Consider the following 24534-nt stretch of genomic DNA (forward strand, 5'->3'; position numbering starts at 1 on the left):
GCCGCCGCAGACAGACCGTGAGGAGAGGAACCCCCGAATGGCCAACGCCCTGATCATCGTGGACGTGCAGAACGACTTCTGCGAGGGCGGCTCGCTGGCCGTCGAGGGCGGCGCGGGGGTGGCCGCCGGCATCTCCCGGCTGCTCGCCGCCGAGCCGGACCGCTGGTCGCACGTGGTCGCCACCAAGGACTACCACGTCGACCCGGGTCCGCACTTCGGCGATCCGCCGGATTTCGTGGAGTCCTGGCCGAGGCACTGCGTGGTCGGCACCAGCGGCTCGGAGTTCCATCCCGAACTGAACACCGATCGAGTCGAGGCGATCTTCCACAAGGGCGAGCACGCGGCGGCGTACTCCGGGTTCGAGGGGCACGCCGACGACGGCGAGTGCCTGGCCGACTGGCTGCGCCGGCACGACGTGGATCGGGTGGATGTGGTCGGCATCGCCACCGACCACTGCGTCCGGGCGACCGCGTTGGACGCCGCCCGGGAGGGGTTCGCCACCACCGTGCTGCTCGAACTGACCGCCGCCGTCGCTCCGGCGACCACCGACGTGGCACTGCGCGCCATGGACGGCGCCGGGGTCACCCTGCAGGGCCAGCCTGTGATCAGGGCCGCATAAGACGCTAAATGGCTGGCCATCGGGTCGCCGCCGGTCGAGGATGTCGCCGGAGGTACGGACCCACGTGAACATGAAGCCTTACCGGCAGGTGCTCGCCCTGCCCGGCCTGCGGTCGCTCCTGGTGGTCGCCGTCCTTGCCCGCATACCGCTCACCGCGACCGGGGTGACGCTGACCTTCCACGTGGTGCTGGACCTCGACCGGGGCTATGGGGCCGCTGGCCTGGTGGGCGCGGCCGTCACCGTGGGTGCGGCGATCGGCGGGCCGCTTCTCGGCCGACTGGTGGACCGGCGTGGACTGCGCCCGGTCCTCGTGCTCACCGGCATCACCGAGGCGATCTTCTGGTCGACCGCGCCCGGACTGCCGTACCCCCTGCTGCTGCCGGCCGCCTTCGTGGCCGGCTGCCTGGCCCTGCCCATCTTCTCGGTGGTCCGTCAGTCGATCGCGGCGCTGGTTCCGGAGGACCGACGACGCCCCGCGTACGCGCTGGACTCGATGTCGGTGGAACTGTCCTTCATGATCGGCCCGGCGTTGGCGGTGGCCCTGTGCACCGCGATCTCCGCACAGACCACCATGTACCTGGTCGGCGGCGGCATCGTCTCCGCCGGGATCGCCCTGTGGCTGGTCAACCCACCGATGCGCGACGCCGCCGAGGCCACCGCTCCGCAGCGCCGGACGCCTCGCCGGGAGTGGCTGACACCTCGACTGCTCGCCGTGCTGGCGCTCAGCGGCGCCGCGACCCTGGTGCTCGGTGGCACCGACGTGGCGGTGGTCGCCGTCCTGCGCGCCAGCGGCGAGGTCGGCTGGACCGGTGCGGTGCTGGCCATCTGGGCGGCCGCCTCGCTGATCGGTGGCTTCGCCTACGGAGCCGTCCACCGCTCGTTCTCCCCGCTGATCCTGACCGCCGCCCTCGCCCTGTGCACCATCCCGGTCGGGCTGGGCGGAGGGCACTGGTGGCTGCTCTGCGTGGCACTGATTCCGGCCGGCGCGCTCTGCGCGCCGAGCATCGCGGCCGGCTCCGACGCGGTCAGCCGCCTGGTTCCAGCCGAGGTACGCGGTGAGGCGATGGGCCTGCACGGCTCCGCGGTCACCGTCGGCATCGCGATCGGCGCGCCACTCGCCGGCGCGGTGATCGACGCCACCTCGCCGCCCTGGGGCTTCGCGGTCACCGGCGCCCTCGGCGCACTGGTCACCCTCGTGGTACTCACGATCGAACTCCGCCGCCGCAGCGCCGACGCGGCCACCCCACCGCCGGCCGAAGCCGACCTCACCCCCGCCAGCCGCTGACGACTGTCCACCTGCCGGCACCCATTCGCGGACGTGGCGCTCCCAGGCCGCAACTCCCAGGCTCCCAGGCTCCCCGGCTCCCCGGCTCCCCGGCTCCCCGGGCTTCCCCGGCTCCCCGGCTCCCCGGCTCCCCGGCTCCCCGGCTCCCCGGCTCCCCGGCTCCCCGGCTCCCCGGCTCCCCGGCTCCCGATCTTGCACTTTCTGTCGCCCAATCGCGGCTTATGCCGTTTTCGCCGGGGCAGAAACTGCAAGATCGCGCGGCGCGGGGCGGCGCGGGGCGGCGCGGCGCGGGGCGGGGCGGCGCGGGGCGGGGCGGCGCGGCGCGGGGCGGGGCGGGGCGCGGCGGGGCGGGCGGGCAAGATCGCGCGGCCGGGCGGGCGGGCCGGGCGGGCCGGACCGGGGCGGGCGGGCCGGGCGGGCCGGGCGGGCGGGGCAGGGCCGGGTGGGGTGGCGGGGGTACGTGGACGGGGAGGGTTGGACAGGGCGACGGGCGCCGCTCCCGGTGGTCCGGGGGCGGCGCCCGTCGTACTGCTGGGCTTGAGCGTCAGTGCCGGTCGATGTCGCTCGCGGTGTCTTCGCGGTAGCTGGCGCCGCCGTCCGACTCGCTCGTGAGCGGCTTCGAGCCGCCCTCCGGCGGGCCGGCCAGAGTCTGACCGGCGGCCAGCTCCGGGAACTTCGCGTCGAACGCCGGCCGCTCGGAGCGGATGCGGGGCATCCGGTCGAAGTTGCGCAGCGGCGGCGGGCTGCTGGTCGCCCACTCCAGCGAGTTGCCGTGGCCCCAGGGGTCGTTGACTTCGACCACCGGGCCGGTCTTGTACGACTTCCAGCAGTTGTAGATGAACGGCAGCGTGGAGATACCGGTGACGAACGCGCCGATCGTGGAGATCGTGTTCAGCGTGGTGAAGCCGTCACTGGGCAGGTAGTCGGCGTACCGACGGGGCATGCCCTCGTTGCCGAGCCAGTGCTGCACCAGGAACGTGGTGTGGAAACCGATCATGGTGAGCCAGAAGTGCACCTTGCCCAGGCGCTCGTCGAGCATCCGGCCGAACATCTTCGGGAACCAGAAGTAGATGCCGGCGAAGACCGCGAACACGATGGTGCCGAAGAGGACGTAGTGGAAGTGCGCCACCACGAAGTACGAGTCCGACACGTGGAAGTCGATCGGCGGGCTGGCCAGCAGCACGCCGGTGAGACCACCGAAGAGGAACGTGACCAGGAAGCCGATCGCCCAGAGCATGGGCGTCTCGAAGCTGACCTGACCCCGCCACATGGTGCCGATCCAGTTGAAGAACTTCATCCCGGTCGGCACGGCGATCAGGTAGCTCAGGAAGCTGAAGAACGGCAGCAGCACCTGGCCGGTGGCGAACATGTGGTGCGCCCAGACGCTCATGGAGAGCGCGGCGATCGCGACGGTCGCGGCGACCAGACCCTTGTAACCGAAGATCGGCTTGCGGGAGAAGACCGGGATGACCTCGCTGATGATGCCGAAGAACGGCAGCGCGACGATGTAGACCTCGGGGTGCCCGAAGAACCAGAACAGGTGCTGCCAGAGCATCGGCCCACCGGTTGCGGGGTCGTACACGTGGGCGCCGAGGATGCGGTCCGCGGCGAGCGCGAAGAGCGCGGCGGCCAGCAGCGGGAAGACCAGGATCACCAGGAGGCTGGTGACCAGGATGTTCCACGTGAAGATCGGCATCCGGAACATGGTCATGCCGGGCGCACGCAGGGTGAGCACCGTGGTGATCATGTTCACCGCGCCGAGGATGGTGCCCAGACCGGAGATGGCCAGACCCATGATCCACATGTTGGCGCCGACGCCGGGCGAGTGCTCGACGCTGCTCAGCGGCGCGTACGCGAACCAGCCGAAGTCGGCGGCGCCACCCGGGGTGAGGAAACCGGCGGTCGCGATCGTGCCGCCGAACAGGTACAGCCAGTAGGCGAAGCTGTTCAGGCGGGGGAAGGAGACGTCGGGCGCGCCGATCTGGATCGGCACGATGTAGTTCGCGAAGGCGAACACGATCGGCGTCGCGAAGAACAGCAACATGATCGTGCCGTGCATCGTGAAGAGCTGGTTGTACTGCTCCGGCGACAGGAACTGCAGCCCGGGTCGGGCCAGCTCAGCACGCATGATCAGGGCCATCAGGCCACCGATCATGAAGAACGCGAACGCGGTGACCATGTACATGATCCCGATTTGCTTCGCGTCCGTGGTTCGCAGCAGCCGCGCGATGGCCGACCCCTTGACCGGCTCCCGGACCGGCCAGGGCCGGGTCACGACCGGCTTGGGTGCGACGGTGGTCACGAGTGGCCTCCGGTTCTCGGTTGTCCCGCTCGGCACACGCTGTTTATCGGCGGGCCGTCATCCGCAAGGAGGATAGTCCCCGGCAGGTCGCAGCGCCGCGTGGGGTGGCGTGACACGATCTACTACGGGCCTACAGAGGGCCGAGCAGTAGCCGGTAGTGCTCCCCGAAGATCCGGCCGCCGCGCCCGCGCAGCAGCGGGTCGCGCAGCGCCGGCGGCACGTCCCTGGTCCGGTTGCGGTCCCGGGTCCGGTCCCGCACCCATCGGGTACGCGGACGACGACGACTCTCGTACGCCACCAGGGCCGCTTCCACGCTGCCGGCGGCGCGCAACGATTCCGCGAGCACCACCGCGTCCTCGAGTGCCATCGCCGCGCCCTGGGAGAGCGTGGGCGCGGTGGCGTGCGCGGCGTCGCCGACCAGGAGCACCCGTCCCCGGTACCAGCGGCCCAACTCCACCTCGTCGGTGATCCCGACGTACACCTTGTCGAGTGCCGCCAGCACCTCCGGCACGGGGCCGCGGTAGTCGGCGAAGAGTTCGCGCAGCCGGCCCAGCGGGTCGGCGGGCGCCTCCGTGCCGGCCTCGTCGGCGTAGAGGTGCAGCCGCCCGGCGCCCATCGGCACCATCAGGAACCCGGAGCGTTGGCCGAGCAGGGCGGTCCACTCGGTGACGGGTGGGCCGTCGCGCAGCACGGCGCGGTAGACCACCTGACCGACCGGGCGCGGCGGCCCGCCGAGCGCGGCCAGCGCGCGGACCGAGGAGCGTGGCCCGTCGGCGCCGATGACCAGGTCGTACTCGGTGGTGGTGCTGTCGGTGAAGGTGACCCCGACCGCGCCGGGCAGCAGCTCCAGGGTGCGGACCTCGGCACCGTGCCGGACGGCGCCGCCGGCACCGCTGAGCAGCACCCGGTGCAGGTCGGCCCGGGGTAGCGCCCGGCATTCGCCGACGCCGGCCCAGAGGTTGTCGAGGTCGACCTCGCAGAGTCGCGCGCCGGTGGCGTCGAAGAACCGCTGCCGGTGGATCACCTGCCCGAGCGGGCGGACCGGGTGGTGCAGATCGAGCCGGTGCAGCGCGCGGGCGGCGTTGCCGGGCAGGTAGAGGCCGGCTTCGGTGGACTCCCCCGGTGGCAGCTTGTCGGTGACGTCGGGCCGGAAGCCCGCGAGGCGCAGGGCCCGAGCCGTGGCCAGGCCGGCGATGCCCGCGCCGACGACGAGGATGCGCAGGGGGGAGCCACCCATGGTGGTGTACGCCTCCGGAGGGGGAGCGGAACGCGTTGGAGGCAACACGCTACTCGGAGCGATCGACGCACGCCAGGCCCGATCGGCCGGGCGGTTCCACTCGTCGGCGTGCCCGCGCCGCTTCGCTGGTCGCCCGTCGACAGCCGTCCGGTGGGTGCACGGCAATCCGCCCGATTCATCAGTTTGCCGCGTGCGGTTGCGCATCAGTTTCAGGCATGTAAATGTGTCGTTGAGCGTGGGAGCGCTCCCGCACCACCCCACCACACGCGGCGCCCGGCATGCGCCGAGTCAAGGAGCGTCATGAAACGTCAACTTCGGGCCCTGGCCGCCGCCAGCGTGCTGCTCGCCGGCTCGCTGGTAGCGGTGGCCTTCGGCGGCACCGCCTCCGCCGACACCCAGATCTGCGAACAGTACGGCTCGACGGTCATCCAGGGCCGTTACGTGGTGCAGAACAACCGCTGGGGCACCACCGCCCAGCAGTGCATCAACGCCACCAGCAATGGCTTCGAGATCACCACCCTGAACGGCAGCAGCCCCACCAACGGGGCGCCCACGGCGTACCCCTCGATCTTCTTCGGTTGTCACTACACCAACTGCTCCCCCGGCACGAACCTGCCGATCCAGGTGAGCCAGATCAGCAGCGCCACCAGCAGCATCTCCTACCGCTACGTCAGCGGGGCGACCTACAACGCGTCGTACGACATCTGGCTGGACCCGTCGCCCAAGCGGGACGGGGTGAACCAGATGGAGATCATGATCTGGCTCAACCGGCAGGGTCCGATCCAGCCCATCGGCTCGGTCGTCGGCACGACGAACCTGGCCGGCCGCACCTGGGAGGTCTGGCGGGGCAGCAACGGCTCCAACAACGTCATCTCCTACGTCGCGTCGTCGGCGATCTCCAGCCTGAACTTCAGCGTGCTGGACTTCATCAACGACACCCGCAACCGGGGCGCGATCACCAACTCCTGGTACCTGACCAGCATCCAGGCCGGCTTCGAGCCCTGGCAGGGTGGCGTCGGCCTCGCGGTGACCTCGTTCTCGGCAAACGTCAACGGTGGCGGCCAGCCGCCGACGACCCCGCCGCCGGGCGGTGGCGCGAGCTGCGCGGTGAAGTACACGGCGAACTCGTGGAACAACGGCTTCACGGCCGACGTGCAGATCAGCAACACCGGGTCCAGCGCGATCAACGGTTGGACGCTTACCTACAACCTGCCCGGCGGGCAGCGGGTCACCAACGCCTGGAACGCCACGGTGAGCCAGAACGGGTCGACGGTGACCGCCCGCAACGTCGGCCACAACGGGTCGGTCGCACCCGGTGGCACGGCCAGCTTCGGCTACCAGGGGACGCTGAGCGGGTCGTACTCGTCCCCGACCAGCTTCTCGCTCAACGGGGCAACCTGCTCCCGGAGTTGAGTGCTCTCGACAGGCTGCGGGGGCGTGACAGTTCAGGTCACGCCCCCGCGGCGTCTGTCGGTGCCGGATCTGCTCAGGCGGCCGGCGGGATGGTCCGCGTCCGGGTCAGTTGGCCGAAGCTGGTCGCCGACCCGTCGTACGTGGTGCCGAAACCGCTGCCCGAGACGGTCGTCCACGCGGACGTGCTGATGTGCACGCTGCCGTCCTCGCCCGTCCACCGCTCGCGCCGGAGCGGCTCGTCCAGAGCCACCCAGGTGACCTTGAGGGTGGTGGCGCCAGCGCTTTCCTGCCGCTCTCCGCAGATCTCGTCGCCGTCGACGAAGTCGCAGTGCTGCCGAGACTCCTGGTAGGGCACCGTCGCGGTGAGCTTCGCACCCGTCAACGAGAACGAGAAGCGGGTGACCGGCACGTCGTACGCGCGGCGGGAGACGCTGTCACAGCCGCGCACGCCGTCGCTGACGACACAGACGCTTTTTTGCCACTCGACGTCGACAACCGTGTCGCCGACCGCCGGCCGGGTCACGTCGACGAACATGCTGCCGTCGCCGTCGAAATGGGCGTGCGCGGACCGGTTGACGGTGTCGGCCTGCGCCGGGCCGGCGACCAGCGTGATCGTGGCGGCGGCGGTGATGCCGGCGGCCAGGACTGTGGAAAAGCGGATCACTGTGCTCCCTTGCTGAGGTGGAGCGACGACCTTAGATCGATCCGCCGACATCCGGCACCCGATTTGAGCCACTCGGGTTACCTGAAGTCGGGGCATCATCACCCCTGGGACTCCCCGGCCTTCAGGAAGTCGAGTCGATCAAGCACGGACGGCCGAGGTCAGACCCGGGTCAGGCGTACGGCGTCGGCGATGACCAGGCCGGTGGCGTTGCTCCACCGGCTCACGCCCACCCGGTTGGCGTCGCCCGCCGGGAGTGCGAACGTGCCGAGGACGCGCCACTGCCCGCCGGTGGCCCGTTGGTCGACCCGCACCGTCTGGTTGCCGGTGCTGGTGGCGACGATGTACGGGGCGGCGCTGTTGTAGCCGGAGTTCGCCGGCCACCAGGCCTCGACCCGGTAGCTGGCGGTGGCCGGCACGTTGAACCGGTACCACGCGACGTCGCTGGCCGCGACCGGGTCCGCGTACCGGTAGTCGGCGCCGTAGCGCTGCCCGGAGTACGACGACACGCCCCAGTTGGCGCTGGCGGTGAACCGGCCGCTGGTGGTGTTGTCCACCGTGGAGGACCAGGCCGTGCCGCCGCCGGCCATTCTCGCCGCCACGTCGGCCCGCATCACGTTCAGGTCGATGAACGACGGGTCGATCTTGCCGGTGGTGCTGGTCTCCCGGTGCCCCCGGGCATAGCTGCTGTCCCGGCCCAGGCGGGTGAGCACGGCAGCGGTGGCGGCGAGCGACGCGCTGTACTGCGCGGCGGTCATCTCCTGACTGACGCCGTTGTAGTCGATCTCCCACCCGATCATGAGGGTGTTGCCGTCGCCCGCCGGGATCGGCCCGCTGCCGCCGCTGACCCCGGCGTGGTTGCAGCGGCCGGCCGAGATGACGTGGAAGACACCGTTGTAGTCGACGAGCGCCTGGCAGAGCGGGCCGGGCAGGTCGGACCGGCCGTTGATGCAGATGCCAAGGGCCGGGTGCGGGTTGCTGGCGCTGGAGGTCGAGGCGGTGTGGTGCCAGAGCACCCCGATCGGGTCGAAGGAGCCGGGCCGCATCCGGTTGAGCCAGTCCCCCTCGACGACGACCTGGACCCCGGCGGCACGTAGGACGTCCACCAGCCATCCGATCGTCGCCATCAGGCCTCCTGGAGCAGGTCGGCGAGGCACTCGGCCTTCGGCGCGGCGCTCGCCGGGGTGGGCCGGGCGACGACGGTCAGCGCGGCGACCACCAGGGCCGGGATGCCGAGCACCCCACGGCGGCGCAGGCGAATGGACGGGGGTCGGGACATGGCGATCCTCCAGCGACGGTGGGTTTCGAACGGATCGACGAACGTGATGACGGGCACGCTATACCGTCACGAACGTCGATGTCGATAGCCTTCATCCCTATGTTGCTGACTGAAGGAAATCGCCGGTTCAGACCTCGCCGAGCGCGTCGATGTCGCGCATCTCCTCCGCCGTGAGCGAGAAGTGGAAGACGTCGAAGTTGGCGGTGATCCGCTCCGGGGTCACCGACTTCGGGATCGCCACGATCTCGTGGTCGATGTGCCACCTCAGCACCACCTGCGCCGGCGAGACTCCGTGCGCGGCAGCGATCCTGGTCAGCACCGGGTCGCTGAGGTCGCTGGTCTTGAACGGGCTGTAACCCTCCAGCACCACGCCCCGGTCCCGGTGCTCGGCGTGCCGCTGCCGGTCGTACAGCGCCGGACTCCACTCGATCTGGTTGACCGCCGGGTTCTCCTCGGTCGACTGGATCAGCTCGTCGATCTGCCCGGTGCTGTAGTTGCTGACACCCACCGCCCGGACGAGGTTCTCGTCCCGAGCCGCCAGCAGCTCACGCCAGAGCGGGATGCTGTCCGACGGCGACGACGGTGGCCAGTGGACCAACCAGAGGTCCACCTGGTCGACGCCGAGCGCCTCCAGGCTGGCCTCCAACGTCGCCCGCTCCTGACCTACCCGGTTCGGCGGCAGCTTGGTGGTGATGAAGATGTCCTCCCGGCGCAGCCCGCTCTCCTGTACGGCCCGGCCGACCTCGCGCTCGTTGCCGTAGACGGTGGCGGTGTCGACGTGCCGGTAGCCGGTGTCGAGCGCGGCCAGCACCGCGTCGTAACCGGCCTGGCCGGTGGCCTGCCAGGTGCCGAAGCCGAGCAGGGGCATCCGGACGTCGCCCGGGAGCAGGACGGTGGGCTGGTCGGTGAGGTCCATGAGGTCCGTTCTACCCCGCCGAGCGCCCGCCCGCCGAGCGAACCGGACACTCCGGCACCCAGCGCACCGATCCGGTGTGCCGCAGAATGCCTGTGTGACCGACCGGCTGGAGGAGTACCGGCGACGACGGGACGCGGCCCGTACGCCGGAGCCGGTGCCGGCGCGGCGACCGTGTGCTGGTGCGCATCGACGGCGCCGGCCGGGTCCGCCCGGTCCGCGGCGCTCGGGTGCCCGCCGGCGCTCAGTACCTGATCGTCGTCCTGCTCTGGCCGGAGGGTGTGAGCAGCGTCGACGTGCCGTACGCGCAACGCCGGGAGCTGCTCGATGGGCTGGCCTTGGCCGGTGTGCACTGGCAGACTCCGCCATGGTTCCCGGGCGCGGGCGACGAGGCCCTGCGCACCGGGCGGGAGCAGGGCCTACCGGGCGTGGTCGCCAAGCGGCTCGACTCGGTGTACGAGCCGGGGCGGCGCAGCCAGCGCTGGTTGAGCATCGACGCGGTCTGAAACGGCGAGGAGCGATGTGTACCTGACCCACCTGGACTGCCCGCGCTGCGGCAAGGAGCACTCCGCCGACGAGCTGCGCAACCTCTGCGCGTGCGGCTCCCCGCTGCTGGCCCGCTACGACCTGCCGGCGGTGGCGAAGGCGGTCACCCCGGAACGGTTCGGGTTGCGCCCGGCCGACCTGTGGCGCTACCGGGAGGTGCTGCCGGTCGGCGACCCACGGCACGTCACGACGCTCGGCGAGGGTTGGACGCCGCTGCTGCGCGCCCCGGCGTACGGCGCCGAGATCGGCATCGCGGAGCTGATGGTCAAGGACGAGGGGTTGATCCCGACCGGCTCGTTCAAGGCGCGCGGCGCGGCGGTCGGCGTGAGCCGGGCCCGCGAGCTGGGGGTCGAGCGGATCGCGATGCCCACCAACGGCAACGCCGGGTCGGCCTGGGCGACGTACGCCGCGCGCGCCGGGATGGGCGCGACAATCGTCATGCCGCTGGCGGCCCCGAGCATCTGCCGGCGCGAGTGCGTCGCCGCGGGGGCCGACCTGCGCCTGATCGACGGGCTGATCAGCGATGCCGGCCGGCGGGTCGCCGAGCTGATCGCGGAGTCGAACGGGGCAATCTTCGACGCCGGCACGCTGCGCGAGCCCTACCGGCTGGAGGGCAAGAAGACGATGGGGTACGAGATCGTCGAGCAGCTCGGTTGGCAGGCGCCCGACGTGATCATCTACCCGACCGGCGGCGGTGTCGGGTTGATCGGCATTCACAAGGCACTACACGAGCTGCGCGAGCTGGGCTGGATCGGCGACAAGCTGCCCCGGCTGGTGGCGGTGCAGTCGACCGGCTGCGCACCCATCGTGCGGGCGTTCGCCGCCGGTGAGGACCGGGCGCGGCCCTGGGCGGACGCGCACACGGTGGCGTTCGGCATCACCGTGCCCGCCCCGCTGGGCGACGAGCTGATCCTGGCGGCGCTGCGGGAGTCCTCCGGCACCGCTGTCGCGGTCGACGACGCGGACATCCTGGCCGACCTTCGGGACTTCGCCGGCCGGGAGGGGTTGCTGCTCTGCCCGGAGGGGGCGGCCTGCCTGACCGCGGCGCGGCAACTGCGCGCCGGCGGGTGGATCCGGGCCGGTGAGCGGGTGGTGGTGCTCAACACCGGCTCCGGGCTGAAGTATCCGGACACGGTCGACGTGTCCGGCGTACCGGTGCTGGACTGACTCAGTAGCTGTCCGGCGCGGTCAACCGCCAGGCCGCGTTGATCAGCCCGACGTGGGAGAGCGCCTGCGGGGTGTTGCCGAGCTGCTCCCCACTGGTCAGGTCGATCTGCTCGCTGAACAACCCCACGTCGTTGGCGTACCCCACCACCCGCTCGAACAGCGCCTCGGCCCGCTCCGGCTCGCCCGCCATGACCAGGCACTCCACCAGCCAGAACGAACACAGCAGAAACCCGCCCGGGTCGGTCGACCATCGTCGGACCAGACCGCCGTCCGTGCCCAGTTCCCGCTCCACCATCTCCATCGTCGAGCGCATCCGCGGGTCGGTCGCGGGCAGGAAGTGCGCCACGGGCAGGGTCAGCGCGGAGGCGTCCAGCTCCGCCGACCCGAAGGCACCGGTGAACGCCCCGATCCGGTCGTTCCACCCCTCGCGCAGCACGGTCTCGCGGATCTCGTCGCGCACCCGCGCCCAGCGCTGCGGGTCCGCCCGCTCGCCGAGCCGGTCGGCGAGGCCCACCGCCCGGTCCAGCGTCAGCCAGCAGATCACCTTGGACGACAGGTAGTGGCGCTCCTCGTCGCGGGTCTCCCACATGCCCCGGTCCGGCAGGTGCCACGTCGCCGCCACCTGCTCGGTCAATCCGAGCACCATCTCCCGCAACTCGCCCTCGAACGGCGCACCGAGATAGTCGCGCAGCCGCCACACGGCCGACATCACCTCACCCGGCACGTCGAGCTGCCGCTGCTGCCAGGCGTCGTTGCCGATCCGGACCGGCCTGCTGTCGCGGTAGCCGCGCAGGTGGTGGCACTGGTGCTCGGACAGGTCACGCTCGCCCTCCAGCCCGAAGAGCACCGGCACCGGTTCGTCGCCGATCCGGCCGATCGAGCGCGACGCCCAGGCGAACAGCCGGGACGCCTCGTCCGGGCAGGCCGCCACCCACAGCGCGCGCATGGTCAACGAGAAGTCCCGCAGCCAGGAGTAGCGGTAGTCGTAGTTGCGGTCGCCGCCGATCCGCTCCGGCAGCGACGTGGTCAGCGCCGCGGCGACCGCGCCGCTGCGGGCGTACGTGAGGCCGGTCAGGACCGTCGCGCTGTGCCGGACGAGGTCGGGGTACCGGCCGGAGTACTCGTGCACGTCCCGGTACGCGTTCCAGGCCTGCGTCGTCTCGGCGAGCGCGGCCACCGGATCCAGCCGGGCCGGAGGGTCGCCGTACGCGGCACCGAACGCCACGTCCACCCCGACCACCTGACCGGTGGACACCTCGAACTCGTGCGTCACCCGGTCGCGGCCCGCCCGCAGGCGCAGGCCCGGCGCGCGCAGCACCAGCACCACCGGGCCGGCGCCAGCCAGCACCCCGCCGTCCGGCTGCTCATGCAGGTACGGCGTGAGCAGGCCGTACTCCGGTCGGGGCGCGAAATCCAGCTCCATCCGGACTCGCCCGGACAGCCCCTCGACCACCCGGAGCAGCACGGCGGGCGAGTTCATCCCCAGTTCGTGGGCACGAGCGCCGACCTCGGCGGCGAGCGCATCGGTGACCGCCACGCTGCCGTGCGGCGTGTGGTGCACCGTGCGCAGCACCAACGTGCCCGGCCGGTACGCACGCTCCACCCGGTGCCCCGGGCCACCGGCGCCAACCGGTGCGAGCCGAAAGTGCCCGGCGGTCGGGTCGAGCAGCCGCCCGAACACGGAGGCCCCGTCGAACCGGTGCGGGCACCACCAGTCGATCGAGCCGTCCTTGCCGACCAGGGCACCCGAACGGGAGTCCGAGAGGAATCCGTAGTCGGAGATCGCCGGCTGCTGCTCCACCCGCCGCGGGTACCCGCATCGGCCCGGATCAGACCGCTGCCCAACTGCTCAGTCGGTCGGCGGCTCGTCCTTGCCGGCCTCCTCGGCCGCGTCGGCCTCCTCCTTGGTCCGGTGGACTGCCTTGTCGGCGTGCTCGGCGGGGCCGTACACCGTGTACAGCACCAGCGGGTTGGGGCCGGTGTTGACGAAGTTGTGCTTGGTGCCGGCCGGCACGACCACCAGGTCGCCGGAGACGACCTTCCGCTTCGAGCCGGCGACCCGGGCCTCACCGACGCCACTGACGAAGGTCAGGATCTGGTCGACGTCCTCGTGCACCTCTTCGCCGATCTCCCCGCCCTCGGGGATGGTCATGATGACCAACTGGCTGTGCTCGCCGGTCCACAGCACCCGCCGGAAATCCGGACTCTTCTCGGCAACTGTCGCGATAGTGAAATGTTCCATGACCACGCTCATACCCCGTTCGTCGGCGCGTCACGCAGGGACTGAACGGGTGGCGGAGATGTCGAGGTGCCGGGACTGGCGAATGGCGGAATTCCCCACGGTCGGCGGGTTTGGATCCGCGCCGACCGGGGATCGAGTACCGGACCGGCACCAAGAGCCGGTCGAGCCAGGTCCCCGCCGGCGTACCGCCGAACGGCTGCGGTGGTGGGAGACGGCCAGAGCGCGGCGACGTTCCGACAACTGTCGAAACGGCGCCGCGCGCTCTTGTGCCCAGCCCCTAAAGACGCTCCACCCGCGCCGATCTTGCAGTTTCGGTCGTCGATGTGCGTGGAATGCCCCCTATGCCACGACAGAAAGTGCAAGATCGCGGGGGTGCGGGGGTGCGGGGGTGCGGGGGTGTGGGGGTGTGGGGTGTGGGGGTGCGGGGGTCGGAGCAGCGTGGTCGCCGCGCCGACGCCCGAGCCGCCGTATTCCGGGCCGCGCCTACTGCCGCTCGGTGAAGCCGAACTGGATGACGCCCTCGTCGTCGACGGTGGCATCCACCGAGGCGTCGCCCAGCAGTTCGGCGGCATCCTCGTCCAGGAAGATCCGGGCACCCTGGTTGTCGACCACGCGATCGCCCTGCACCGGCTCGGGCACCAACTCCACAGTCAGCGAGCCGGCCTCGGTGTCGGCGGCGATGCGTACGCCACCGTCCTGGGCGACGTCCTGCTGGTTGGCGAGGTCGCGGATGACGAGCACGGCGTTGTCGGTCATGGTGAGCATGGGCGGAACTCCTCGTGGATTCTCGGCTCGCGGTCGCAATGACGCACAGACCGGACGGTCGGCTCGCGTACGAGCGCACGTGGGAGGCGACAGGAGGGCGAACGGTCGTCGCCGTCGCATCGAATCGGGGCAGCTGACGGCCCCGTCACTCCCACCGTGCCCGCTGGCCGCCCATCCGTCAAATAGAGCCAGGTCAGTCGAGAGCGGGGGCCGGGGCCAACCAGGCGCGAATCTCGTTGACGGCGGCACGGCCGGCCCGGTTGGCGCCGATCGTGCTGGCCGAGGGGCCGTACCCGACCAGGTGGATCCGGTCGTCGGCGACCACCCGGGTGCCGTCCATCGTGATACCGCCGCCCGGCGCGCGCAGGCTCAGCGGGGCGAGATGGTCGATTGCGGCGCGGAATCCGGTGCACCAGAGGATCACGTCCGCCGACACGTTTCGCCCGTCCGCCCAGGCCACCCCGTCGGGTGTGATCCGGTCGAACACGGGTAGCCGGTCCAGGACGCCCCGCTCGCGCAGCCGGCGTACCTCCGGGGTGACCGGCAGCCCGGTCACGCCCACCACGCTGCCCGGTGGTCGGCCGGCCCGGACCGCCTCGTCCACTCGGGCGACCGCGGCACGGCCCAGCTCGGCGTCGAACGTCTCGTCCCGGAACTCCGGCGGCCGGCGGGTGACCCAGGTGGTGGCCGCCGCGACGGTGGACACCTCGCCGAGCAGTTGCACGGCGGATGTCCCGCCGCCGACGACCACGACCCGCAGGCCGGCGAACTCGGCCGGGCCCCGGTAGTCGGCGGTGTGCAACTGCCGGCCCCGAAACGACGACCGGCCCGGGTAGTGCGGCCAGAACGGCCGGGTCCACGTGCCGGTCGCGTTGATCAAGGCCCGCGCGGTCCACCGGTCCGCGTCGGTGTGGACGTCCAGCCGCCCGTCCGGGCGGGAGCGCACCGCACGGACCCGCACCGGTCGCCGTACCGGTAGGTCGAATGCCCTCTCGTACGCGGCGAAGTAGGCGCTCACCTGGTCGGCGGCCGGGCGCTGTGGGTCGGCGGGCGGCAGCGGTAGGCCGGGCAGATCGTGGAAGCCGTGCACCCGGTCGAAGACCAGTGTCGGCCAGCGGTGCTGCCAGGCGCCGCCGGGTCCGTTGTCGCCGTCGAGGATGACGAAGCCGCTGCCCGGCGCGAAGCCGGTACGGCGCAGGTGGTAGCCGGCGCTCAGGCCAGCCTGGCCGGCGCCGATCACCACGACGTCCGCGCAGTGGGTGTCCACCTCGGGTGCAACGCTTTCGGTGAGCACCGCTGTGCCCGTACCGGCCGTCGTCTCGATCACAGCCGGCCATTCCGGCAACAGCCACCTGGCCTGCGCTTACGCTAAGTTCATGAGCGACTTTCGTCGGTACGCGGCCGAGTTCCTCGGGACCCTGCTGCTGGTCTTCTTCGGGGTCGGCAGTGCCGTCGCCGCGCGGGTCCAGGGTGGCGTGGTGGTGGTCGCCCTGGCCTTCGGTTTCGTGATGGTCGCCCTCGTCTACACCATTGGCCCACTGTCCGGGAGCCACGTCAATCCGGCGGTGACGCTCGGTGTGCTGCTCTCCGGGAAGATCTCGGCGATCGGTGCCGTGGCGTACTGGATCGCGCAGTTCGTCGGCGCGACCGTGGCGGCCTTCGTGCTCTGGGCGCTGACCCGCTGGGGCGACGTCGCGGACCAGACCGGGGCGTTGGGCACGAACGGTTACGGCGCGCACATCAACCGGGGCGGCGCGGCCGTGCTGGAGGTCGTCCTGACCTTCCTCTTCGTGCTTGTCGTCCTCGTGGTGACCAGTCGTAGCGAGAATCCCGGCACCGCGGGTCTGGCCATCGGGTTGGCCCTCGCCGCCACCCAACTGGTGGGCGTGACGCTGACCGGTGCCGCGGTCAACCCGGCCCGCGCGTTCGGCCCGGCGGTCTTCGAGGGTGGTGTGGCGCTGCGGCAGCTCTGGGTGTTCATCGTCTTCCCGCTGCTCGGCGGGGCGCTCGCGGCGCTTGTCGCACCGATGGTGATGGGCGCGCAGCGACACTACTGGGGTGGTCACGACAAGTCGGTCGGCCGACCGTCGTAGTCCGGTCGGCGCGGACCCGCCCCCGAGGCCCTTCTCCGGCGAACACACCTCATGACAGCATCGGCGCATGCATCGCCGTCACTTTCCTCGCGCCCTCGCGCTGCTCACGCTCGTCGCCGTCGCGGCCACCGCCGGAGCGCCCGGCGCCACGGCCGAATCGCCCACGCTCGCGACGACCCGACTGAACGCCACAATCGACACGATCCTCGCCGACGCCCGGCTTGCCGGCGCGCAGACATCGGTGGTCGTGGTCGACACCAGCACCGGCCAGACGCTCTACGACCGCAACGGTGACCGTCGGCTGATCCCGGCCTCGAACACCAAGCTGCTGACCTCGACGGCGGCCCTCGAGCTGCTCGGCCCGGGACACCGCTTCAGCACCGACGTACGCGCCACCGGCAAGCGCCGCGCGGGCCTGCTCTCCGGCAACCTCTACCTTCGCGGCGGAGGTGATCCGACGATGCTCGCCACGGACTACGACGCGCTCGCCGCGCAGGTCGCCGCCGACGGCGTGCGCGTGGTCGCCGGCAACCTGGTCGCCGACGACACCCGCTACGACCACACCCGGCTCGGCCCCGACTGGACCTGGGACGACGAGCCCTACTACTACGCCGCCCAGGTGTCCGCGCTGACCGTGGCGCCGAACACCGACTACGACGCGGGCACCGTGATCGTGCACGTCGCCCCGGCAGCCCGAGCCGGCGCCGCGCCGGTGATCAGCACCACCCCGCCCACCGCGTACGTACGCGTCGACAACCGCGCCCGCACGGTCACCGACGGCGCGACCTCGATCTCGATCGAGCGCGTACACGGCGACAACACGGTCGTGGTGAGCGGTCAGATCGCCGTCGGAAACGAGCCCGCCAGCGACTGGGTGACCGTCGAGGAGCCCGCCGGGTACGCGGCCGACGTGTTCCGGGCCGCGCTGCAGAGGCACGGCGTCCGGGTGCTCGGCCGGACCGTGCTCGGCCAGCCCACCCCGGAGGCGGCGAACCCGGTGGCGCAACACGAGTCGATGAGTCTGGGTGAGCTGATGACGCCGTTCCTCAAGCTCTCCAACAACGGCCACGCCGAGGTGTTGACCAAGGAGATCGGTCGGGTCCTCTCCGGCTCGGGCACCTGGACGGCCGGACTGACCGCGATCAGCGGGTACGTGGCCGCCAGCGGAATGGACACCGGGAAGCTGCGCCAGCGCGACGGATCCGGGCTGTCCCGGCGCAATCTGATCCCCGCGACGGAGTTCGTCGACCTGCTGAGCGCCGTTCGCGCGGAACCGTGGTTCACCACCTGGTATTCGGCACTGCCGATCGCCGGGCAACCCGATCGGTTCGTCGGCGGCACCCTGCGCAGCCGGATGGCGAACACGCCCGCAGCGGGCAACGTGCATGCCAAGACCGGGAGTCTGACAGGTGTCTCCGGCCTGTCCGGCTACGTCACGAGCGCCGACGGCCGGCTGTTGGCGTTCTCCATCCTGCTGAACAACTACCTGACGGCGTCGGTCAAGCCGTTGGAGGACCAGATCGCCGTGGCGTTGGCGGGATACCGCGAGGACGGGGCGGCCACCACGGCGCGGATGGCACCACCTGCGGTGCCGGAGACGCCCGGGACCCCGGAGGGCGTCGAGTGCTCCTGGGTCAAGCCGATCACCTGCTGAGCGAGTGCCGGGAGGCGTACCCACGCCTCCCGGCCCGTCGCACGGTCAGGCCGGGCGGTCCGGTGGAGGGACCACCGCCGCCGGGTCGCCGCGCTCGATCAGCGCGTCGATGTCGGCGGCCCGCAGCCCGCGCAGGGCGAGCACCCGGGTGCCCCAACGGTGCAGGCGGCACGGGTGCGGGCTGGCGTCGTTGCGGCAGACCACTCCCCCGGACCACCGCTGCGGGGCGTGCACCACCACCGCCCGCACCGCGAACTGGGTGTCCTCGCCGGTCACGTACGGCGGCAGGGGAATGTCGCGGAGCACCTCCCCGGGCGCTTCATCGGCACCGGACGTAACGGCGCGACGGACGCGGTGGGCGGTGCTGCTGCTCATCTCCGCTGCCTCCACATTGGATAGCCGGATGGGGACAGCAGAAAGTTACGACTTCCTCGACGGTCCGCGACGGACAAACTGTCCCGCGGTGCGATGGATCGTTCAGCGCACCGCCACGGCCTGGAGGCCGACGTTGCCGCAGTGCGGGGTGAAGACCTTGTCAACGGTCCAGGTCAGCAGCAGTCGGGCGTTCTTCGGCGCGGCGAAGCGGACGGTGAACTGGGCGCTCCGACTGGTGTACGGGTCCTCCAGCACGGCGGTGCGGGCGGACCCACCGGTGGACAGGCGTGCTTCCAGCCGGCCCCGAGCCATCCAGGTGCCGCCATAGACCTGCACCGTGCGCGGTTCACCGCTGCCGGCGACGGCGAGGGTGAACCCGTTGCCGGCACCGCAGGTGTAGACGCCGTTGGAGCTGCCGTTCGTCGACCGCTGCGACGAGCCGTCGGACCAGCGGACGTACTCCTGGTTGCCGTCCCAGCCGACCCGCGTGCCGGCGCCACCCGCATCGATGATCTCCCCGGAGCCGGAGCGCTTGCGGACCGTCGAGTTGCCCCCGCGCGGCCCCCAGTGCATCCAGTCCCGGGTGCCGACGGCGGTGAGGTCGACCTCGGCGGGCATCTCCCCCTGGGTCATCGACAGCACCGGCGACCCCGGAGACGCGGGAGGTGCGGGAGGTGCGGGAGGTGCGACGGGCGCGCTCGTGGCGGGTGTCGGATCGGGCGATGGTGGGCGCTGACGCGGACGCAGGCCCGGCATCGCCGGCCCCGCTTCGCCGGTGCGCCCGTCGGTGGCCGGGTGAGCGGCGGAACGGGCGGCGCCGGCAGGCACCTCTCCCGCGCGGCCCGCCTGGTCGTCGCCGGACTCCGGGTCGGACCGGCTGGCGAGGTACGAGACCAACAGCACCAGGCAGACGAGTACGGCAACCCCCTCCACCGCCCAACGCCGCCGCTGCCGGGCACGGGCGACCCGGCGCAGCCCGGTGCGGGTCTGCGTCCTCGTGTGGTCGTCGTCCGTCACCGACCCTCCACCTCCACCGCCCGGCTGCCATCGACCGTCGCGCGCCGCACCGTTCACTGTGGATCGTTTGACGTTTGCACCGGTGTGGACGACACGCTAGATCCGGACCGGCGGACGTGTCCAGCCCCGCAGCCGGACGCTCCGCCTCGCGCGCACGGCGTACCGGCTGGACCGTCGGTGCCCCTCGCGTCAGCCGATCCGGAACCCGAGCACCTGCGCGATGACGATGGCCTGCTCGGCGTCGACGATGGCGCCGTCCCGCTCGACGACCGTCGGGTCGAGCGCGGTGAGGTCGCTGCCGCGCAGGTCGGCGCCGCCGAGCCGGACGTTGAGCAGCAGCGCGCCGGAAAGATCGACGCCGGTGACGGTGGCGCCGGTGAGATTGGCCCTGGTCAGGTCCGCCTCGCGCATCCGCACCCCGGTCAGCCGGACGCCGCGCAGGTCGGCACCGGGCAGCGCGACGAAGGACCAGTCACCGCCGTCCACCGTCATCGGACGCAGGTCGCACTCGACGAAGGTGCTGCCGATCAGCTTGCAGCCGGTGAACTCGGCCTCGAAGAAGTTGCACCGCCGGAAGACGCAACGGGGGAAGGCCGAGTCGACGTGCCGGGAGGCGTTGAACCGCACGTTGCCGAACGTGCAGCCGGTGAAGACCGCACCGCGGCTCACCGCCTCCGTCAGGTCCACGTCGAAGAACTCGCAACCCACGAATCGCCTGTCGACGAGCTCCTCGCCGTACCAGTCCTCGTTGCGGAAGGTCGCGTTCTCGGTCAGCTCCGGCATCCGGCCAGGCTAGTGCCCACCACCGACAGTTGACGGTCCGGCGTCGCTGGTGGCGGCCCCCTTCCAAGGCCGGCGTACCGGCTAGTAGGTTCGGCGACGTGAGTGTGGCTCAGAGCACGGACCCGGATCAGCTCGGTTTCGACCCGACGCGGTTGGCGCGGATCGACGAGCACTTCGGCAGGTACGTCGACGACGGCCGGCTGGCCGGCTGGCAGGTGGTGGTCACCCGGCGGGGCGAGGTGGCGCACTCCTCGACGTACGGGCTGGCCGACCGGGAGTCGGGCGCGCCGGTCCAGGCCGACACGTTGTGGCGGATCTACTCGATGACCAAGCCGGTCACCTCGGTCGCGGCGATGATGCTGTGGGAGCAGGGCCGGTTCGAGCTGACCGACGAGATCAGCCGCTGGTTGCCGGAGTTCGCCGACCTGCGGGTCTACTCGAAGGGGTCGGCGCTCAAGCCGTTCACCGTGCCGGCGATCGAGCCGATCCGGGTCTGGCACCTGCTCACCCACACCGCCGGTCTGACGTACGGCTTCCTGCAGACCTCGGTGGTCGACGGGCTCTACCGGGCCGCCGGGTTCGACCTGCACCCACCGGAGGACGTCGACCTCGCCAGCGCCTGCGCGGCCTTCGGCGAGCTGCCGCTGCTGTTCCAGCCCGGCACCGCCTGGGGCTACTCGGTCGCCACCGACGTGCTCGGCCGGCTCGTCGAGGTGGTCTCCGGGCAGAGCCTCGACGCGTTCTTCGCCGACCGGATCTTCGGCCCGCTGGGCATGACCGACACCCGCTGGTGGATGGACGGCGACGAGGCCGGGCGGCTGGCCGCGCTCTACGTACCGGACCCGCGCAGCGGCCGGGCCGTCCGGCACGACAGCCTCGGGGCGCACGCGTACCGCAGGCCGGCCCTGCTCTCCGGCGGTGGTGGTCTGATCTCCAGCGCCGCCGACTACCACCGCTTCACCCAACTGCTGCTGCGCGGTGGGGAACTGGACGGGGTTCGGCTGCTCGGGCCGCGCACGGTGCGGTTCATGACCCGCAACCACCTGCCGGGTGGGCAGGACCTGGGCACGCTGTCCACCGGCGGCTTCGCCGAGACGACCCTGGACGGGATCGGCTTCGGCCTCGGCTTCGCGGTGGTCGAGGACCCGATCCCCAGCCGGGTGCCGAGCAGCGTCGGCGAGTTCTACTGGGGTGGGGTGGCCAGCACGGCCTTCTGGGTGGACCCCTCCGAGGAGGTCACCGCGCTGCTGTTCGCCCAGCTGATGCCGTCGAGCACCTACCCGCTGCGCTCCCAGTTGCGCCAACTCGTCTACTCCGCCCTGGTCGACTGACCTGGGCAGCGGGGGCCGCGGTCAGTCGGCGAGGCGGGCGGGGAAGCCTCCGGTGGCGATCGGGCCCCAGGCGTCGATCGTGACGCGGATCAGTGACTTGCCCTGGCGCACCATCGCCGCCCGGTAGTCGTCCCAGTCCGGGTGCTCGCCGGAGATGCTGCGGAAGTACTCGACGAGCGGCTCCACCGCCTCGGGCAGGTCGAGCACCTCGGCGGTACCGTCGATCTGCACCCAGGGGCCGTCCCAGTCGTCGCTGAGCACGCACGCCGACACCCGGGGGTCGCGGCGGATGTTCGTCACCTTGGCCCGCTCGGGGTAGGTGGAGACCACCAGCCGCCCCTGTCCGTCGATCCCGGCGGAGACCGGGGAGGACTGCGGTCGGCCGTCGGCCCGGGTGGTCATCAGCACGACGCGGTGTCGCGGCCGGAGGAAGTCGAGCAGGCCGTCCCGGTCGACCCGGGTGTTCCGTGCGATGCTGCGCGCCATCCCCCGTTCCTACCAGGGCGGCGGCGACGGCGGGTCAGCGGGGCGCGGAGCGGTGCACCGCCTGGGTGGGCACCCGGGGGCGGCTGGAGGGGCGCCAGGCCCGACCGTTGGCGTAGATCACCCGGAAGCCGAGGTACGAGGCGAGCGGCGCCCAGTGGGCGGAGCCCATCCGCAGCTCGGCGGCATTGTGCCGCTGACCGTTGGCGAGCACGTCGAGCAGGACGGTTTCGAACGCCGCCGATTCGACCCAGTCGACTTCTCGGCTGAAACCACAGATCAGCGCGGCACCGGTGACCTCCAGGAACTCGCGCAACACCGCGTCCGAGGCGCGCAGCACCGAGCAGCTGCCGAAATAGAGTCGCCGTCCCTCGGCGCGGCCGGCCATCAGGTCGGCGACCTCGTTCAGCTCCACGGACTGCCAGTCGGTGAGGCAGAGCCGGCTCGGCTCGCCGTGCATGGCGAAGAAGCCCACCCGGTGGTCGGCGTACTGCTTGAGCAGCCAACGATCCAGGAAGTAGAACAGTTCGTCGCGCGTGGCCGCGTCCTTGTGGATGAAGCGGATCTTGCCCAGTCGCTCCAGCAGCTCAAGGGTGGGCAACACGGAACCCCGATCGTTGAGGTCCCGGTGCCACTGACCCTCGACACAGAAGACGCCACCGCGTGCCACGTGCACCTCCGCCAGTCCGCCGCCCCGGCTGACGTTACCGCCAGCCAACGACAGCGGAACATCACCCTCGGTGTGATTGATTGCGACGTTCGGTGTGCTTGTCGTGGTTGACCTGGGCAGGGGTGATCGGTGGCGAATGGCTCTTTCGTAAATCAGCACAATTCCCAGCCGATACCCAGGCACAGCGGTTTGCGAGGACGATTCTCGTTAATCACCTCCAACCTGCCTGATGAGTGTCAAGGTGGAAATCACGGGACTTCTCGGTCGATGTCCTGGAGCCACCCCATTCGCTCTCCTATCGGGAGGACTTCTGTGCGCGTAAACACCTTGAAGCGAGTCGCCGTCGCATTCGCCCTGGCGCTGCCCGGGGCAGCAATCGCCACGGTGGTCGCCGCGCCAGCGGCACACGCGGACGGCTGTTACACCTGGAACCGCAACCTGTACCAGGGACGCTCGGGCGACGACGTCCGCCAGTTGCAGATCCGGATCGCCGGCTGGGCCGGCTACCGGGACATCGTGGAGAACGACGGCCGCTACGGACCGAAGACCGCCGCCGCGGTCAAGCGGTTCCAGCAGGCGTACGGGCTGCGTGCCGACGGCGTCGCCGGCCCGCAGACCTACACCAGGCTGTACCAGCTACAGGACAACGACTGCACGCCCGCGCACTTCAGCTTCACCGAGATGGACGACGGGTGCGGCGGGTCGGGTTACAGCGGTGGACCGCTCTCGGCGGCCCAGACCCGGCAGAACGCCCTGCGCACCATGTGGAAGCTGGAGGCGCTGCGCAAGAGCCTCGGCGACAAACCCCTCGACGTGTCCAGCGGCTTCCGCAGCCGCGCCTGCAACGACCAGGTCGGCGGCGCGTCCGACAGCCAGCACCTGTACGGCAACGCGGCCGACGTCACCGCGCGGTCGTCCTCGCTGTGCCAGGTCGCCCGCAGTGCCCGCAACAACGGCTTCAGTGGGATCTACGGGCCGGGCTATCCCGACCACGACGACCACGTGCACGTCGACTCGCGGCGAGAGAACAACAGCGACTCCAGCTCGAACACGACGAGTTGGTCGGCGCCGGACTGCGGGGTCGGCAACTGAACCGTCCGCCCAGCGTGACGTCGGCCCGACGCGGAGGGGGACCTCCGCGCCGGGCCGGCGTCCTGTCGTCCGGGTCGGGCGGGCGGGTGCTCAGCTCGCCCGGGGCCAGCGCGGCGCGGTGACGGGGGGTGCCACCGGCCGGCCAGCGACGGTGGACCGTGCCCCCGGCGGCACGACCCGCGCGGTCTGCTGCCGCGACGGCCCGGTCGCCGTGAACGGGAAGGGCACGTGCACGAACGGATTGCCGTGCCGGATCACCGCCTCGATCTGCCGCTCATTGAGCCCGTGTGTCTCCAACACCCGTCGCCCCCAGCGGTGCAGGCGGCACGGGTAGGAGGCGCCGTCGTTGCGGCACAGCGGCCCGGTGGGCCACTCCTCGGCGGTGTGCACGACCACCGCCCGGACCGCGAGCCGAACGTCCTCCGGGGTCAGCGGTGCCGGCATTGGCACCTCCCCCAGTACCTGATCGATGGGATCCGTCGACTGCTCACCAACTCGCACGGCAGGCCTCCCGCAGCTCGGCAGCGGTACGGCGGACTCACCGCACCGACATCCTCGGCAATGGGTACGGCCGGCACCCGGCGAAAGTTCAATCCCGGTACGCGCA

Annotated in this window: 24 protein-coding genes and 1 pseudogene; 9 read left to right on the forward strand and 16 right to left on the reverse strand. The window is 71.3% G+C overall.

Annotated features, from left to right (window positions below):
* Window positions 1–37: 37 nt before the first annotated feature.
* Window positions 38–619 carry an isochorismatase family protein gene (locus ACFYPM_RS29865; protein ID WP_387203961.1) on the forward strand — a complete coding sequence of 194 codons (582 nt, stop codon included), beginning with the start codon at window positions 38–40 and terminating at the stop codon, window positions 617–619.
* 40 nt (window positions 620–659) lie between these two features.
* Window positions 660–1904, forward strand: a complete 1245-nt coding sequence (locus tag ACFYPM_RS29870) for an MFS transporter (protein WP_387203965.1) — start codon at window positions 660–662, stop codon at window positions 1902–1904.
* Between the two features lie 544 nt (window positions 1905–2448).
* On the opposite strand, the gene ctaD is transcribed toward ACFYPM_RS29870, so the two are convergent.
* A complete protein-coding gene (gene ctaD, locus ACFYPM_RS29875) occupies window positions 2449–4206 on the reverse strand; it encodes a cytochrome c oxidase subunit I (protein WP_387203968.1) in 1758 nt (585 codons plus the stop codon).
* 130 nt (window positions 4207–4336) lie between these two features.
* Complete coding sequence (locus ACFYPM_RS29880; RefSeq protein WP_387203970.1) at window positions 4337–5443, reverse strand: FAD-dependent monooxygenase; 1107 nt, start codon at window positions 5441–5443, stop codon at window positions 4337–4339.
* A 300-nt stretch (window positions 5444–5743) separates the two neighbouring features.
* Between ACFYPM_RS29880 and ACFYPM_RS29885 the strand changes: the two genes are divergently transcribed.
* Window positions 5744–6856, forward strand: coding sequence for a cellulose binding domain-containing protein (locus tag ACFYPM_RS29885; RefSeq protein WP_387203972.1), 1113 nt, complete (start codon window positions 5744–5746; stop codon window positions 6854–6856).
* A gap of 73 nt (window positions 6857–6929) precedes the next feature.
* Here the strand turns inward: ACFYPM_RS29885 and ACFYPM_RS29890 are convergent, their stop codons facing one another.
* From ACFYPM_RS29890 to ACFYPM_RS29905, 4 genes are all read right to left on the reverse strand, one after another.
* A complete protein-coding gene (locus ACFYPM_RS29890) occupies window positions 6930–7520 on the reverse strand; it encodes a hypothetical protein (protein WP_387203975.1) in 591 nt (196 codons plus the stop codon).
* A gap of 158 nt (window positions 7521–7678) precedes the next feature.
* A complete protein-coding gene (locus ACFYPM_RS29895) occupies window positions 7679–8644 on the reverse strand; it encodes an N-acetylmuramoyl-L-alanine amidase (protein ID WP_387203978.1) in 966 nt (321 codons plus the stop codon).
* Window positions 8644–8796 (reverse strand): hypothetical protein, encoded by a 153-nt coding sequence (locus tag ACFYPM_RS29900; protein ID WP_387203981.1) that lies wholly within the window; start codon window positions 8794–8796, stop codon window positions 8644–8646. The genes ACFYPM_RS29895 and ACFYPM_RS29900 overlap by 1 nt, the downstream gene beginning before the upstream one ends.
* 127 nt (window positions 8797–8923) lie before the next feature.
* Window positions 8924–9712 (reverse strand): aldo/keto reductase, encoded by a 789-nt coding sequence (locus ACFYPM_RS29905; RefSeq protein ID WP_387203984.1) that lies wholly within the window; start codon window positions 9710–9712, stop codon window positions 8924–8926.
* Between the two features lie 167 nt (window positions 9713–9879).
* On the opposite strand from ACFYPM_RS29905, the pseudogene ACFYPM_RS29910 reads away from it, so the two are divergent.
* Window positions 9880–10215 (forward strand): annotated as a pseudogene (locus ACFYPM_RS29910) (ATP-dependent DNA ligase); the annotation flags it as partial.
* A gap of 16 nt (window positions 10216–10231) precedes the next feature.
* Entirely contained in the window at window positions 10232–11422 is a 1191-nt protein-coding gene (locus ACFYPM_RS29915) for a threonine synthase (RefSeq protein ID WP_387203987.1), read from the forward strand.
* A gap of 1 nt (window position 11423) precedes the next feature.
* Here the strand turns inward: ACFYPM_RS29915 and ACFYPM_RS29920 are convergent, their stop codons facing one another.
* The 4 genes from ACFYPM_RS29920 to ACFYPM_RS29935 all read right to left on the reverse strand — a co-directional run bounded on the left by ACFYPM_RS29920 (window position 11424) and on the right by ACFYPM_RS29935 (window position 15756).
* Window positions 11424–13223: a glycoside hydrolase family 15 protein gene (locus ACFYPM_RS29920; RefSeq protein WP_387203990.1), complete on the reverse strand. Its 1800-nt coding sequence runs from the start codon at window positions 13221–13223 to the stop codon at window positions 11424–11426.
* Window positions 13224–13271: 48 nt separating this feature from the next.
* On the reverse strand, window positions 13272–13664 hold the full coding sequence (locus ACFYPM_RS29925; RefSeq protein ID WP_357242327.1) for a cupin domain-containing protein: 393 nt from the start codon (window positions 13662–13664) through the stop codon (window positions 13272–13274).
* A gap of 483 nt (window positions 13665–14147) precedes the next feature.
* Window positions 14148–14429, reverse strand: coding sequence for an adhesin (locus tag ACFYPM_RS29930; protein WP_355032899.1), 282 nt, complete (start codon window positions 14427–14429; stop codon window positions 14148–14150).
* A 193-nt stretch (window positions 14430–14622) separates the two neighbouring features.
* Window positions 14623–15756, reverse strand: coding sequence for an NAD(P)-binding domain-containing protein (locus ACFYPM_RS29935; protein WP_387203995.1), 1134 nt, complete (start codon window positions 15754–15756; stop codon window positions 14623–14625).
* A 49-nt stretch (window positions 15757–15805) separates the two neighbouring features.
* On the opposite strand from ACFYPM_RS29935, the gene ACFYPM_RS29940 reads away from it, so the two are divergent.
* Together ACFYPM_RS29940 and dacB are read left to right on the forward strand one after the other, a co-directional pair.
* Window positions 15806–16522 carry an MIP/aquaporin family protein gene (locus ACFYPM_RS29940; RefSeq protein ID WP_387203998.1) on the forward strand — a complete coding sequence of 239 codons (717 nt, stop codon included), beginning with the start codon at window positions 15806–15808 and terminating at the stop codon, window positions 16520–16522.
* A gap of 67 nt (window positions 16523–16589) precedes the next feature.
* Complete coding sequence (gene dacB, locus ACFYPM_RS29945; RefSeq protein WP_387204001.1) at window positions 16590–18176, forward strand: D-alanyl-D-alanine carboxypeptidase/D-alanyl-D-alanine-endopeptidase; 1587 nt, start codon at window positions 16590–16592, stop codon at window positions 18174–18176.
* A 45-nt stretch (window positions 18177–18221) separates the two neighbouring features.
* On the opposite strand, the gene ACFYPM_RS29950 is transcribed toward dacB, so the two are convergent.
* The 3 genes from ACFYPM_RS29950 to ACFYPM_RS29960 all read right to left on the reverse strand — a co-directional run bounded on the left by ACFYPM_RS29950 (window position 18222) and on the right by ACFYPM_RS29960 (window position 20351).
* Entirely contained in the window at window positions 18222–18551 is a 330-nt protein-coding gene (locus ACFYPM_RS29950; RefSeq protein ID WP_357242315.1) for a hypothetical protein, read from the reverse strand.
* A 102-nt stretch (window positions 18552–18653) separates the two neighbouring features.
* On the reverse strand, window positions 18654–19568 hold the full coding sequence (locus ACFYPM_RS29955) for a hypothetical protein (RefSeq protein ID WP_387204004.1): 915 nt from the start codon (window positions 19566–19568) through the stop codon (window positions 18654–18656).
* A 189-nt stretch (window positions 19569–19757) separates the two neighbouring features.
* Window positions 19758–20351, reverse strand: a complete 594-nt coding sequence (locus tag ACFYPM_RS29960) for a pentapeptide repeat-containing protein (RefSeq protein ID WP_387204007.1) — start codon at window positions 20349–20351, stop codon at window positions 19758–19760.
* Between the two features lie 98 nt (window positions 20352–20449).
* Here ACFYPM_RS29960 and ACFYPM_RS29965 point away from each other — a divergent pair, with 98 nt between their 5' ends.
* Window positions 20450–21682, forward strand: coding sequence for a serine hydrolase domain-containing protein (locus tag ACFYPM_RS29965; protein WP_387204010.1), 1233 nt, complete (start codon window positions 20450–20452; stop codon window positions 21680–21682).
* Between the two features lie 21 nt (window positions 21683–21703).
* On the opposite strand, the gene ACFYPM_RS29970 is transcribed toward ACFYPM_RS29965, so the two are convergent.
* Both ACFYPM_RS29970 and ACFYPM_RS29975 read right to left on the reverse strand, forming a co-directional pair.
* Window positions 21704–22168 carry a PPOX class F420-dependent oxidoreductase gene (locus ACFYPM_RS29970; protein ID WP_387204013.1) on the reverse strand — a complete coding sequence of 155 codons (465 nt, stop codon included), beginning with the start codon at window positions 22166–22168 and terminating at the stop codon, window positions 21704–21706.
* A 34-nt stretch (window positions 22169–22202) separates the two neighbouring features.
* Window positions 22203–22835, reverse strand: a complete 633-nt coding sequence (locus tag ACFYPM_RS29975; RefSeq protein WP_387204016.1) for a DUF6642 family protein — start codon at window positions 22833–22835, stop codon at window positions 22203–22205.
* Between the two features lie 312 nt (window positions 22836–23147).
* Between ACFYPM_RS29975 and ACFYPM_RS29980 the strand changes: the two genes are divergently transcribed.
* Window positions 23148–23927, forward strand: coding sequence for a D-Ala-D-Ala carboxypeptidase family metallohydrolase (locus tag ACFYPM_RS29980; RefSeq protein WP_387204019.1), 780 nt, complete (start codon window positions 23148–23150; stop codon window positions 23925–23927).
* A 90-nt stretch (window positions 23928–24017) separates the two neighbouring features.
* Here the strand turns inward: ACFYPM_RS29980 and ACFYPM_RS29985 are convergent, their stop codons facing one another.
* Window positions 24018–24371: a hypothetical protein gene (locus tag ACFYPM_RS29985; protein ID WP_357242294.1), complete on the reverse strand. Its 354-nt coding sequence runs from the start codon at window positions 24369–24371 to the stop codon at window positions 24018–24020.
* Window positions 24372–24534: the final 163 nt, after the last annotated feature.

The sequence above is a fragment of the Micromonospora sp. NPDC005203 genome, assembly GCF_042872705.1.
Taxonomy (GTDB): Bacteria; Actinomycetota; Actinomycetes; order Mycobacteriales; family Micromonosporaceae; genus Micromonospora.

Excerpts from the sequence above, each read along its gene's own strand:
- ACFYPM_RS29865 (WP_387203961.1), top strand. The coding sequence starts at position 38 with ATGGCCAACGCCCTGATCATCGTGGACGTGCAGAACGACTTCTGCGAG.
- ACFYPM_RS29870 (WP_387203965.1), top strand. The coding sequence starts at position 660 with ATGTCGCCGGAGGTACGGACCCACGTGAACATGAAGCCTTACCGGCAG.
- ACFYPM_RS29880 (WP_387203970.1), bottom strand. The coding sequence starts at position 5,443 with ATGGGTGGCTCCCCCCTGCGCATCCTCGTCGTCGGCGCGGGCATCGCC.
- ACFYPM_RS29885 (WP_387203972.1), top strand. The coding sequence starts at position 5,744 with ATGAAACGTCAACTTCGGGCCCTGGCCGCCGCCAGCGTGCTGCTCGCC.
- ACFYPM_RS29895 (WP_387203978.1), bottom strand. The coding sequence starts at position 8,644 with ATGGCGACGATCGGATGGCTGGTGGACGTCCTACGTGCCGCCGGGGTC.
- ACFYPM_RS29900 (WP_387203981.1), bottom strand. The coding sequence starts at position 8,796 with ATGTCCCGACCCCCGTCCATTCGCCTGCGCCGCCGTGGGGTGCTCGGC.
- ACFYPM_RS29905 (WP_387203984.1), bottom strand. The coding sequence starts at position 9,712 with ATGGACCTCACCGACCAGCCCACCGTCCTGCTCCCGGGCGACGTCCGG.
- ACFYPM_RS29925 (WP_357242327.1), bottom strand. The coding sequence starts at position 13,664 with ATGGAACATTTCACTATCGCGACAGTTGCCGAGAAGAGTCCGGATTTC.
- ACFYPM_RS29930 (WP_355032899.1), bottom strand. The coding sequence starts at position 14,429 with ATGCTCACCATGACCGACAACGCCGTGCTCGTCATCCGCGACCTCGCC.
- ACFYPM_RS29940 (WP_387203998.1), top strand. The coding sequence starts at position 15,806 with ATGAGCGACTTTCGTCGGTACGCGGCCGAGTTCCTCGGGACCCTGCTG.
- dacB (WP_387204001.1), top strand. The coding sequence starts at position 16,590 with ATGCATCGCCGTCACTTTCCTCGCGCCCTCGCGCTGCTCACGCTCGTC.
- ACFYPM_RS29950 (WP_357242315.1), bottom strand. The coding sequence starts at position 18,551 with ATGAGCAGCAGCACCGCCCACCGCGTCCGTCGCGCCGTTACGTCCGGT.
- ACFYPM_RS29960 (WP_387204007.1), bottom strand. The coding sequence starts at position 20,351 with ATGCCGGAGCTGACCGAGAACGCGACCTTCCGCAACGAGGACTGGTAC.
- ACFYPM_RS29970 (WP_387204013.1), bottom strand. The coding sequence starts at position 22,168 with ATGGCGCGCAGCATCGCACGGAACACCCGGGTCGACCGGGACGGCCTG.
- ACFYPM_RS29985 (WP_357242294.1), bottom strand. The coding sequence starts at position 24,371 with ATGCCGGCACCGCTGACCCCGGAGGACGTTCGGCTCGCGGTCCGGGCG.